Below are 11,800 nucleotides of genomic sequence, written 5' to 3' on the forward strand. Positions count from 1 at the left end.
TTTATGAAATTCATTTTGTACAATCTCGCTACGGCCAAAGAAGCCTGGGCTGATGAGGTCAGCGAGTTGTACAAAAAGAAGATCTCTTTTTTCATTCCCTTTGAAATTCAAAGTTTGAAAGCCAAGAAGTCTGCGCGTGAAGACGCGGACTTTAAGCGCAACGAAGAATCCCAACTTATCCTTAAAAATATTAATAGCGATGACTTTGTCGTGTTGTTTGATGAGCGCGGCTCGGCGCTTGATTCGATACAATTTTCCAAGAAAATCGAAAACATTCTGGGGAGTTCGAAAAAACGCGCCATCTTCATTATTGGCGGTGCTTTTGGTGTGAACGAAGAAGTTCGCAAAAGGGCGGACTTGAAGGTGGCCCTATCCCCGATGGTGATGAATCATCTGATGGCGCAGGCGATGAGTTTAGAACAAATCTACCGCGCCTTCACGATTATTAAAAAAATCCCTTATCACAATATTTAGTGAGCACTTAACCAGGGTGGAAACTCCCCCAGCTCTTTATAGGGATCACGGCCCAAATTTTCAACTCGCTCCCATTCGTATTCAAGAAATGATGTCTGTTCGCTCAAAGCCTCTTGCGGTGAAGTGAGTTGAGGTTTTGAACAATCTGAGGACGGATCGAAGGCGTCTTTATGGCAAACAGAATATTGCACAAGTGTTCTGCCGCCGCCGACCTTGTCATTCCACTCAATCAGCTTCAATGGGCGCGTGGGCTCAATTGCAGGATCAAAAATGTAGACATCGCTACCGACACGATAAGTAACCGCAACGTGATACCACCACTGTACGTTGCCAGTCGGAGAATTTTTTGTCATCGCCTGAAGATTTCCGAATACGAAGATCTTTTTAGGTGCTGGAAAATTGTGTTGAATCAATTCAAGCTTAGCCATTTCCGCACGCGCATAACAACCATCATCAGGATACATCCATGTCAGGCGGCGGGCGAAACCAGAGTCTGTTTCAATGAAGCGAGTGTCGCGAACGTATTTGAATTCGCGTAGAAGGTCTGCATACGATCCGACGTCGGGAATCTCTGAGATATCTAGCTTATTTAAAGGCTTCTTGGATCTTTCGACGGGAGAACCGAAAGACATTTCCTCGACTTGGTCATCCAGAGGGGAAGGAAATGGAGATGGAATGCGGAACTTCCAAGCAAAGAAGTGTCTGTCTCGGGCCTGTTGATAGGATTCGCCGGAATGACGAATTGAAGATAGGCCTGCAAAAGCTTCAAACGAAACAGTGAGTGTAAGAACGAGAGCTATGAATTTCATGGTTTCCCCTCTGCTCTTTTTCTAGGCCTGCCCCGAAAGACTGTCAAAGATTTTGCAGTGGAAGCACTGTGATGACTTCCACATTTAATTTTTTTAAGAATCACCTCTCTTGTTGTCTGAATTGCGGATCCTTCTTGGTTATCAAGGGAAGGTTTTGTCGCTACTGTGCTCAGAATCTTCCCCGGTGGGAGCTGGCACAGCCTGTTCAGGTTCCTCCGTTTCAGGTTATCGCCCACTATGAATGGGATCCGGGTCGCAGCGATATTCTTTCGAGCCTAATCGTATCCTTAAAGGGACCTGGGAATCAGGATGTCTGGAATTTCTATGCTCGGGAGTTCATCAGTAAGCATCTTGGAAGCTTTCCTAAGAATAAACGTCTGCGGGTCGTCCCGGCGCCGCCCAAAAGGCCCGATCTTAAAGATCATTCCTTTGCGTGGGCACAAGGTCTGGCGGAGGCCCTAGGGGCGGAGCTTTATCCCTGTTTAAGGAAGGACTCGAGGCACCATCAGCGCGGCTCCGATAGGGCGGAACGCGCCTTAATCGAGATGAGTCTGATTGAAAATTCTTCAAGGCCTGTGGATTTTTCACCTGAGATTCATTGGATATTTGCCGATGATATCTTAACTACAGGCGCTACAGCGAGGGCGGCTCATATAGCCTTGGGATGCCCCGCCAATTTCACAGTTTGCGTGCTGGCCTATAGGAGGCTCTCTTGCGGAGCGTCCAGACATCTGTTATAAATCGCGAATGCTTAAAAGAATCAGTATCTTGTTTTTCCTAACTACATTTTCCTGGGGCGTATTTGCGGCGACAGGAAATGGAACCCTTCAAAAAGTTTCTAAAAAATATCGTAATGCCAAGCTTGTGGAAATGAGCGTGGAAAAGTCTGTTAAATCGGACCTTCTGGGCAAAGAGACAAAACATGAGGGTAAAATCTTTGTGGCTAACGGAAAGTTCCGTTGGGAAAACACGAAGCCTGAACAAACTCTTTTGGTTTTTGATGGTTCGACAATTTGGAGTGAACAGACTCCGCCGAAAGAATTTGGTGGCCCCGTTCAAGTCGCAAAAGGGAAAGTGGACAAAAAAACTCGTTCCCATATTTTGATTTCCTCTTTGTTGGGGGCGGATCTGGAAAAGAACTTCAAGATTCAAAAAGAAGAAAAAGTCGGAGATCTGGTGAGATTGGATGTGACCCCACTGTACGACGACCTGACGGTCAAGTCGATGCAGGTTCTGATCAACCCTAAAGACAGCACTTTGGACGAAATCTCTTACAAAGATGATATTGGCAACCTCACCACATTGAAGTTTTCAAATATCGAGTTTAAGAAAAAAGAAAAGAAAAGTTTATTTAAATACCAACCTCCTAAAGGTGCACAGGTGACAGACCTATGAAACAAGAGACAACTCAAAACAAAAAAGTTCACTTTATCTCATTAGGTTGTCCTAAGAATCTTGTCGACAGCGAAATTATGGCCGGGACCTTGATGAAAGATGGATATCAAGTCGTGGGCGAAGCTGAAGAGGCAGACACAGTCATCGTGAATACCTGTGGTTTCATTGAGGACTCGAAGAAGGAATCTATCCAAAGAATTTTGGACATGAGTGACCTTAAACAAGAAGGAAAAATTAAAAAAGTCGTCGTCGCTGGCTGTTTAACTCAACGCTATAAAGACGAACTTGTCGATGGTTTGCCCGAGGCAGATCTGTTTGTGGGTTCTGGAGAATTCCAGAATATTTCGAAAATTCTGAAAAATTCCGACGCTGGTGATACGAAGAAAACATTCTTTAATCTTCCAACATATCTCCAGGAAGAAGCGACTCCGCGTGTGAACTCTCAGCCGGGTCACCGCGCTTATTTGAAAATTTCTGAAGGTTGCATGAAGCGCTGTGCTTTCTGTGCGATTCCGCTTATTCGCGGAAATCTTCAGTCCCGATCTATCGACGCCATAGTTGCGGAAGCAAGACTTCTTGTCGCTGGTGGAGTGAAAGAACTTATTATCATCAGCCATGACTTCACAGACTACGGCTGGGACATCCGCAAAAAAGATCCAACTCGCAAAGAAAGTCCTGTAGAGCTGCTAAAAGCCTTGGAGCAGGTTGAAGGACTACAATGGATTCGACTTATGTACCTCTATCCGGATGGAATCACGCCGGAAATGGTACAGGTTATTAAAAACAGCAAAAAAATCGTTAAGTATTTTGATATGCCTTTGCAGCACATCAACGATGCTGTTCTTAAGAGCATGAATCGCAAGATGACTCGCGGTGAAATTGAAACGGCATTGATGAATATTCGTGAGCATATTCCGGATGCGGTGATTCGTACGCAATTCATCGTCGGCTTCCCAGGCGAAACTCAAGAGCAGTTTGAAGAGCTTCTGCAATTCGTGGCTGAACAACAATTCGACCGCGTAGGTTGCTTCAAGTATTCACCTGAAGAGAACACTCCGGGCGGACGCATGGAAAATCAAGTCGATGAGGAAACAAAACAGTATCGTCACGACGCCTTGATGGAAATTCAGCAAAACATTTCGCGAGAAAAGCACGCAGACTTCGTGGGCAAAACTATCGACGTGATTGTGGAAGGCTTTAGCGAAGAGACTGACTTGTTATTGCAAGGTCGTTTCTGGGGCCAGGCCCCGGATATCGACGGGGTCGTGCTTATCAACGAAGGGGAAGCACAAGTCGGTGACATGGTTAAAGTTCACATCACCGACAGCATGGAATATGACCTTCTGGGCGGTATTGTTACTGAAAATTAGAATGTGCAGGTTTCGGAAGCGTCTTCATACTTTCCGATCCACTGAGCGTTCTTTTGATTTCTTAAAATTGTCGTGGCTTTTCTAAAGGCCACGGCATTTTTTTTATCAAATTTGCAGGCATTTTTAAAAGCAATAAGAGCAAGTTCAAATTTGCGAATCTCGAAAGAAGAAGTCGCCAGGCCCAGCCAAGAACGGGCGGCTTTGGGGTCTGCCTCTGTGCCTGCCTTATAGAGATTCATGGCTTCGACATAGTTTTTTTGATCTTCTAAAAGTTTACCGTATTGATATTGAGCAAGCTCTGAAGATGGAAAGTCTTTAGAGGCTTTCTTCAAAGTATTTAAAGCCGCTTGATCTTCCCCCAAGGCCTTTTGGCTCACGCCCAGATAGACATAGCCATCTGCGGTTTTAGGGTCTTTACGAATGGCTTCGTTACAGGCCTGAACGGCCGGCTCATAAGTCCCATCCATCGTGTTAATTTCGCAAAGCTTGCGTAAGTACTGGGGGCGCGCACCGATATTTTGGACCATGTCCTGATACAGAATGCGCAGCTCATAAAGATTGGGGGGCTCTCGCTTCCCGTAAATTTCGATCAGCCCGTCATAGGCAGGTTCATACTGAGGATTGAGCTCGACCGCCTTCTTGTAGCTTTCCATAGCGTCTTTGGTTTTGCGATTCATCACATAGGCATTGCCCATCAAGGAATAGGCCTCGAAGTCCTTTTCATCTTTTCCAATAAGAACATTCAATGCCCGCAACATCTCGCTGGGCTCTTTTCGTTTTTCGTGAGCCTTGGCCAAAAGAACCAGTCCTTTGCGATCAATCTTGTCGACGTGCTTCCACAGCAACAACGTCGTTTTTTCATACTCTTCTTTTTTGTAAAGTTCTTCAGCCAGCTGCACGATCAGAGCGCCATTCTTGGGGCCCTTGCGAATTTCCTTTTTGAGGCGTTCGATTTTTTGCTCAGAGGTTTCATTTGTAGGGGCTTCCGCTACAGGGGCGGGGGCCGACGGTGGATTTGCAGGCGGGGCTTTCGCATCTTTGCTGTTGTTATCAAGTTCCTTTTCGAACTGCGAAAATTCATCCTTTCCCTGACTCGTCGCCTGGGCCAAAGCCTGGGGAATGTATAAATATGAGACAAAAGCCAAGAAGAGAATAAATAAGGAGCGATTGAAATTCTGTCCAGTCATCATATGTTGTATTATGACCTAAATGCTCGTACGAGTGAAGAAATCTCAATTTACTTCTAGACTTGGGAATAACCAGGGTCAGGCCGTGATCGAATACGTTCTGATGTTGGTTATTACGGTCTCTCTGATTTTGATGTTAGCAAATCAGATCTTTAAGCCGTTTGGGCAATTCGTAGATAATTACATGGGAAAATACGTCGCGTGCTTGTTGGAATATGGGGAACTGCCTTCGTTGGGCAGCGACACACCTTCGGTCGTTGATGAGGACTCTGAATGTGACAAAAAGTTTCAGCCGGGGACTTTAAGCGGTGGTCGACCACCCAATGGCAATGGTAGTGACGGTTCTTCGGGAAGCAACTCTGCAAATAAAAACTCGAGCTCTGGCAGCTCCTCTGACGGAAGCAGTGGCGGATCTGGCGGAACTTACGCAGGCTCGGCGTCCCGCCGTGGCGGCTCCTCTTATATGGGGCGGGGCCGTCGTCCTTCTTCAGGTGTAGAGACCGGGGGGAATAGTGCCCAGGCTGGCGGTAAAGTCGTTGAAATTGCCCTGGATAATGGTGGCAACGGCGGCTTTTTCAGATCCAGCAATGGGGGGCGGTATATCGCGCCTCAAAGGAAACGAATGTCCGTGGGTATTTCTGGGCTGACTGAAACAGAACGAAAGAAGCTGGAAAAGAAAGCCGACGGCACGGGCGGGCGTATAGTCACCGGCGAGTCCTTCAATCCTCCCCCGAAAAAAACATTGGTGAAAAAGCCCGAGGTGAAGACCGCCGTTCAAGAAGAAGCACCGATGACGATTGGAAATTTTATACGTTATCTGTTCATTGCTGCGCTGGTTATTGCACTGGTCATCTTTATCGGTGGTCAAGCATTGCAAATGTCGAAAAGTGACTCCGGATAGTGCGCGTCGCGTTTAGAAATTCTTCATACAAATTCTTAAGTTATCTGTCTTTGCGTTAATTGCTTGAAACACGCTCTTCTTTCATACATACAGCCATCATCGACATTCAGGGTGGGGGATCAGCGTTTGGAAAATGTGGTTGAAATCAATCGCAAGAAAACATTCACTTTGCAGGAAGCGCGACGCCTCTTGCCGTTGATCTACCGTATGACCGAAGAGGCCAGCCGCCAGGTCAGAACTCATCTAAACCGCATTGATGCCTTTTCTGACAAATCCCATCCTTCTGTGGAAAATATTGAAGCTGAAATCAACGTCATTATTGACCGGTGGCAGGTGAAGGTTGAAAAGTTGGGAGCCGAACCTAAAGGACTTTGGATGGCCGACTTTGATAATGGCGATGGCTTCTATTGCTGGAAGTTCCCTGAGGTTGAGATTAATCACTGGCATGGCTACCAAGATGGGTTTTCTGGGCGTATAGTGATTGAATGAGAATTGCTATTGCCCAAATTAATCCGACCCTCGCTGACTTTCAGTACAATAAAGAAAAAATCTTAAATTTCATCTTCCAGGCGCAGCAACGCAAATGTGATCTTGTTGTTTTTCCTGAGTGCGCTCTTTTTGGTTACCATCCCTTTGATCTATTGGAACGATCCAAAGTCGTGGCAAAACAAGAAGAGGAGTTGAAGTCGCTGATCACAAAAATTCCTAAAGACATTGGCGTCATCTTTGGATTGATCACTAAAAATCCCAAAAAAATGGGACGCCCTTATTTCAACAGCGCTGTCTTCGTTGTTAAGGGGCAAAAACCTCGATACTTCCACAAACAACTTCTGCCTACGGGCGATGTCTTTGATGAAGCTCGTTTTATTGAGCCGGGCGACCTTTCAAAAAATTACTTTTCGTGGAAGGGAAAAAAATTCTTTCTGACAATTTGCGAAGACATCTGGGGTTGGCCTGATAAGGCGGGCCGTTCGCCCTATGTCGTGAATCCTTTGAGTAAGGTCAAAAAGCAAAAGATCGACATGGTGATTAACTTAAGTGCCTCACCCTATTTTGTCGGAAAAATGAAGCAGCGAGAATATGTCGTGGGAAGAACCGCTGACTATTTCAAAGCTCCCATGATGTATGTCAATCTGGTGGGAGCTCAAGATGAAATCATCTTTGATGGAGCCAGTTTCGTAGTTGATAAAAAAGGTAAAAAAATTCTTAGCTGCCACTCTTTTGAGGAAGATATCAATGTCATTGATATCAACTCTCTGGAAGTTTGGAATAAAACTCCGAAGATCGATGTGATCGAAGAGCTTCGTCGGGCGCTTGTTCTGGGCATTCGCGACTTCTGCGCGAAGACGGGAATGAAGAAAGTTCATTTAGGTTTAAGCGGAGGCATTGACTCTGCCGTTGTCGCCGCTTTGGCCGTAGATGCTTTGGGACCTGCGAATGTCGCGACGCTAGGATTGCCGGGGCCTTTTAATGCCGAAAAAAGTCTGACCTTGGCTCGTGATTTGGCTAAAAATTTGGGTGTAGATTTTAAAGTTGTTGAAATCGGGCCCATGTATGAAGAAGTGGTGAAGGGCCTTGAAAAGGGAATTCAGTTAGACGGCTTCAGTCTGGTTCATGAGAATTTACAAGCCCGTTTACGTGGACTCAGTCTGATGGCGTTTTCCAATAAAGAAAACAGCATGCTTCTGACTACGGGAAATAAAAGTGAATATGCCGCGGGGTATTCGACTTTATACGGTGATATGTGCGGAGGCTTGGCTCCATTGGGAGATCTCACAAAAGAGCAGGTCTATGCCTTGGCTCGTTATTACAATCAGCAAGGCGAGGTGATTCCTGAAGAAATTATCACCCGCGCCCCTTCCGCGGAGCTGCGTCCGAACCAGAAAGACCAGGACACGCTTCCTCCTTATGAGGATCTGGATAAGTCTGTGGCTTACTTGGTTGAAAAATCCGGTGCGGCAAAAACGCCTACTGATAAATGGTTGTTGCCGGTTCTAATGCGAACTGAATTTAAGCGTTGGCAGGCGCCACCGATATTGAAGGTGTCTCCGCATTCATTTGGACGAGGACGTCGTTATCCGATCGCTCATAAAGCAAAAGAATAAAAAAAATCCCTGGTTCACAGGGCTTTTTTATTCTGTCGTTTTTAAAAATTAAACGCCGAAGAAGTCCATTTGCTTCGGTTGGCGTACGATTTGTGGGAAGCGCAGCTCCGGTTTACCTGTCAGGGCAACAAGATTTCCTACCTGAGGTGGTTGTCCGCCAATGGAAATTCTTTTTACCATTTGGAAAAACAAGTGCCCGCAATAGGATGCATCTTCTTCCGCTCTGTGGAAGTCGGTCGTAGGAATTTTAAGATGTTGAACCAAAGTTCCTAGCTTATAGTTCGGAAGACCCGGAAATACTTTTCTAGCAATTGGAAGAGTATCCAGAATCAAACCTTTCGGAGCAGTAGACTCATATTTTTTGATGTCAGCAGTTAAAAACTGAGCGTCGAAAGGGGCATTGTGAGCCACCAAGATATCGTCGCCACAGAACTCAGCAAACATCGGCAATAGACTTTCTATGAAGGGCTTTCCTTTAACCATGTCATCAGAAATCCCATTCACCGCCGAGGCTCCTGGAGGAATCGGGCGCTGTGGATCTACAAGTGTTGCAAAAATGGCTTCTGGCTGGCCATCAATGAAGCGAACAGCTCCGATTTCAACGATTTGGTCAACGCCAGGAACAGTTCCGGTGGTCTCTAAGTCAAAAGCTATGAATCTCATGGATTTATTGATACAAAATGAGTAGAGCGGTTTCAACAAAAGAGTCATTCTTTGAAGGAGTTCCTCGCCGTGAAAGGCACTAAGTCTGGAATATATATCACTTTTTTACCGGACCACCGGGATGTCCAGGTGAGTCATGGGGGAGAGAGCGTTCTGGAAGTGGCTCTGCGTGCGGGAGTTGAGATCAATCATACATGTGGTGGAAATGGCACCTGTGGAACCTGTTTAGTACATATTCGGAAGGGCCTTTCGCAACTAGGACCTCGAAATGAAATCGAAGCTGAGATGGCCCAGGATCGAAAATTTTTAGATGAAGAGCGCTTGGCCTGTCAAACCCAGCCGATCCACGGTCTGGAAGTCGAAATCAGATCCGTTAAGGTGTAACAAAGAACGGATTCGTATAGATCCAGGTGATCCATTTTTTTGCGTCTGGTAAGGGTAGCATCGGACTGACTCGGACTTGCACGCGATAAACTCCGGGCGAAGTTATAGGGTATACAGTTTCGGGTTCGTTGATACGTGCTACGACCTCTCCATTTTTTACTATCATGATTTCAAAAAAGTCTTTCGGCTTTGTCGGCAAGGTGACTTTTAAGGACATGTTTTTAGAAAGCTTCACTTCAGATCCCATAAGATGGGATTTGCTTTCACTTTCAATTGTCGCGACAAAGCCTTTCGGATCGCCGAGCATATCTAAGGCGATATAAAAGTTACCATTCTTTAGTGCATTGAAGATCTTTGTACGGTCACCGTTGAAGCTGCCGGTAAGTTCAGATTTCATAAGGATATGATTACTCATGAACTCAAAAGAGCGTTTGTAGCTGGGAAAACGAATGAAATAGTTAGCCAAAGGGATGACTCGCGCCGAGGCCTCTGTGGCGCCAAAGACCACGATTCGTCGCTGCTGACTAAGCTTATCAAGTAGCGCGATTTCATCCGTAGGCTCTGTATACAGACGCAGGAACGAAAGGCGGGGATTGAAAGGGTAAATCAACAAGCTCCAAATAGTGGATATTTTCGATTCTTCCCAGGCGCGATTCACCAAGCTCTTCATGTTAAGAAGTTCAAAGCCATCAAGACCCGTTGGAATTTCCCCGTTCCATGAATAACCCGCCTTATAGGGGTGGGTCAGTATTGTCAGTGATTCTTTACTGGCGCCCGTTTTCTGAGACAACAGATCGGCAAGTTTTACTTGGGCCTCGCCGAGATTATTGCCGATACTTTCTTGGTTTAGTGAATAGTAGATAAGACGCGAATCAAGGTAGCTATATTTTCCTGCGGAAAAGACTAATAAATTTCCATGATAAGATTCAAAAGTCGTTGGCATGTTGAAGATGTTCAGATCCGTGAACATTAAGAAGTCGAGATTGGCCAATTTTGCTGAAGAGATGACAAAGCTTGCTGGTGCGGACCCACTGCTTAAATCAGTGTGAACATTCATCACACCTTTGTAGTCATTAAGATTTTTTGCGTGGTCGCGGGTGATTTGTTGAGGAACAACGGAAACCTCGTACTGATTTATATAAAATCCGTAAAGGAAGTAGGTCACCAGCAAGAAAGAAAAGGCACCAAACAATTTGATCATTTTGTGAATTCCAACACGACAAAGTCAGGAGATATTTTCTTAATCTCTTTCATCTGCCATTGTTGTTCGGAAATCCATGAAGGTAAACCATTTCTCTCGCGCTTCACTAAATAAAAATGATTCGAAGAGGGGGTCGCCTCAGGAAGTGTGTCAAAGAAGTCAAAACGACTGATGTCCTTCAGCTTGAAAGTCGGAACCTTGCTGAAGTACCACAACGATGCAGCCATCTGATAAGAGCTTGCGTACAGCGGACTGTATTCATGCGCCACTGCACTGAGCGTTTGAAACTCGTACGGCTCATTAACTTTGTCGTTCAAGGTGCGCAGGGACGGGGTAAAAAGAGTTGCCAGAACGACGGTGATGATTCCACCCCAGAAAATGACGTAGTACTTAAGCCAGCGTTGAATTTTTTCGTGGAACAAGGCCAAGCCGATGACGGCGGGATAAGCGATGATCGGCCAGTTGGCTTCAACCAGGGCTCGGAAGGAAGTAAAGAAAAAGAACAAAAGGGGACCCCAGCCGAAGTAATACAGCCAACGTAAACCTTGAGGAACTTTCGCGCGTAAAGCCGCCCAAAATACCAAAGGAAAAACAATAAGAATCTGTCCCAAAACGTAGGACAGGGTCCATTCCGGATTGTAACTGCTTTTTTCCAAACCATGCTTTAGCTGAAATTCAAAGGAAGCGAAGTTATTTTGAAAGTTCCAAAGAATGACAGGAGTGCAGAAAATTAAACCGGTGATTACCGTTAGAAGAACGCCCGAAAGACGCACGTCCCGCAATTTCTTTTCGGCAAAAAGGTAAACCAGCAGACAGGGCACAAAAAGCACGATGTGATATTTTGCGCAGAAACCCAAACCCAAGCTTGCGCCCAGGACGATGTAAAAGCTTAGCGACTTCGTATCCAAGGCTTTTAGAGCCAATAGAAGCGAAAGTGACCAGAAAAACATCACCGGTAAATCGGGCGTGACAATAAGAGATCCGAAACCCAACAGCGGAGAAAAAAGGGCGAGATAAACCCACACTTTGATTTTTTCGAAGGGGACGTGATCTTTAAGAATGCCGTACCACACGGCCAGCATCCCGTGACCCAAAATCACTGCAGGCCAGCGGACGGCATGCAAGAACGGTTCAAAGATGTGCCCTAAATAGAAAAGCCAGGCCACCATCGGAGGATGGTCAAAGTAGCTAAGTTGCAGTCTTTGCGACCACACCCAGTAATAGGCTTCATCGGCACTAAGAGGAATTAGTGCCGCAAGGATTAATTTAACAACAAGGCTGAGCGCCCAAAGACGACGGAATTCTTTCAAT

Annotated in this window: 12 protein-coding genes; 7 read left to right on the forward strand and 5 right to left on the reverse strand. The window is 45.8% G+C overall.

What is annotated here, in order from left to right; all coding sequences use genetic code 11:
- Nucleotides 1-3 precede the first annotated feature (3 nt).
- Nucleotides 4-474, forward strand: a complete 471-nt coding sequence (locus tag OM95_RS10740; RefSeq protein ID WP_041873568.1) for a 23S rRNA (pseudouridine(1915)-N(3))-methyltransferase RlmH — start codon at nucleotides 4-6, stop codon at nucleotides 472-474.
- Here the strand turns inward: OM95_RS10740 and OM95_RS10745 are convergent.
- Entirely contained in the window at nucleotides 471-1,283 is an 813-nt protein-coding gene (locus OM95_RS10745) for a protein-glutamine glutaminase family protein (protein WP_041873571.1), read from the reverse strand. The genes OM95_RS10740 and OM95_RS10745 overlap by 4 nt on opposite strands.
- Before the next feature lie 747 nt (nucleotides 1,284-2,030).
- Here OM95_RS10745 and OM95_RS10755 point away from each other — a divergent pair.
- Together OM95_RS10755 and rimO are read left to right on the forward strand one after the other, a co-directional pair.
- Nucleotides 2,031-2,678 (forward strand): outer membrane lipoprotein carrier protein LolA, encoded by a 648-nt coding sequence (locus OM95_RS10755; protein ID WP_041873575.1) that lies wholly within the window; start codon nucleotides 2,031-2,033, stop codon nucleotides 2,676-2,678.
- A complete protein-coding gene (gene rimO / locus OM95_RS10760) occupies nucleotides 2,675-4,048 on the forward strand; it encodes a 30S ribosomal protein S12 methylthiotransferase RimO (RefSeq protein WP_041873578.1) in 1,374 nt (457 codons plus the stop codon). The genes OM95_RS10755 and rimO overlap by 4 nt, the downstream gene beginning before the upstream one ends.
- Here rimO and OM95_RS10765 read toward each other — a convergent pair.
- Nucleotides 4,045-5,238 (reverse strand): tetratricopeptide repeat protein, encoded by a 1,194-nt coding sequence (locus OM95_RS10765; protein ID WP_041873580.1) that lies wholly within the window; start codon nucleotides 5,236-5,238, stop codon nucleotides 4,045-4,047. The genes rimO and OM95_RS10765 overlap by 4 nt on opposite strands.
- Nucleotides 5,239-5,269: 31 nt before the next feature.
- Between OM95_RS10765 and OM95_RS10770 the strand changes: the two genes are divergently transcribed.
- From OM95_RS10770 to OM95_RS10780, 3 genes are all read left to right on the forward strand, one after another.
- Nucleotides 5,270-6,136: a hypothetical protein gene (locus OM95_RS10770; protein WP_291516141.1), complete on the forward strand. Its 867-nt coding sequence runs from the start codon at nucleotides 5,270-5,272 to the stop codon at nucleotides 6,134-6,136.
- 135 nt (nucleotides 6,137-6,271) lie between these two features.
- Nucleotides 6,272-6,625 carry a DUF2203 domain-containing protein gene (locus OM95_RS10775; RefSeq protein WP_291516201.1) on the forward strand — a complete coding sequence of 118 codons (354 nt, stop codon included), beginning with the start codon at nucleotides 6,272-6,274 and terminating at the stop codon, nucleotides 6,623-6,625.
- Nucleotides 6,622-8,241 (forward strand): NAD+ synthase, encoded by a 1,620-nt coding sequence (locus tag OM95_RS10780; protein ID WP_041873586.1) that lies wholly within the window; start codon nucleotides 6,622-6,624, stop codon nucleotides 8,239-8,241. The genes OM95_RS10775 and OM95_RS10780 overlap by 4 nt, the downstream gene beginning before the upstream one ends.
- A gap of 48 nt (nucleotides 8,242-8,289) precedes the next feature.
- On the opposite strand, the gene OM95_RS10785 is transcribed toward OM95_RS10780, so the two are convergent.
- Nucleotides 8,290-8,904, reverse strand: a complete 615-nt coding sequence (locus OM95_RS10785; protein ID WP_291516143.1) for a 3'-5' exonuclease — start codon at nucleotides 8,902-8,904, stop codon at nucleotides 8,290-8,292.
- Between the two features lie 69 nt (nucleotides 8,905-8,973).
- Between OM95_RS10785 and OM95_RS10790 the strand changes: the two genes are divergently transcribed.
- Nucleotides 8,974-9,288 carry a 2Fe-2S iron-sulfur cluster-binding protein gene (locus OM95_RS10790; protein WP_291516145.1) on the forward strand — a complete coding sequence of 105 codons (315 nt, stop codon included), beginning with the start codon at nucleotides 8,974-8,976 and terminating at the stop codon, nucleotides 9,286-9,288.
- Here the strand turns inward: OM95_RS10790 and OM95_RS10795 are convergent.
- Nucleotides 9,278-10,489: a hypothetical protein gene (locus OM95_RS10795; RefSeq protein WP_291516147.1), complete on the reverse strand. Its 1,212-nt coding sequence runs from the start codon at nucleotides 10,487-10,489 to the stop codon at nucleotides 9,278-9,280. The two genes, OM95_RS10790 and OM95_RS10795, sit on opposite strands and share 11 nt — an antisense overlap.
- A complete protein-coding gene (locus OM95_RS10800) occupies nucleotides 10,486-11,799 on the reverse strand; it encodes a glycosyltransferase family 39 protein (protein WP_291516149.1) in 1,314 nt (437 codons plus the stop codon). Before OM95_RS10800 ends, OM95_RS10795 begins: the two co-directional genes overlap by 4 nt.
- Nucleotide 11,800: the final 1 nt, after the last annotated feature.

Source organism: Bdellovibrio sp. ArHS (assembly GCF_000786105.1).
Taxonomy (GTDB): Bacteria; Bdellovibrionota; Bdellovibrionia; order Bdellovibrionales; family Bdellovibrionaceae; genus Bdellovibrio.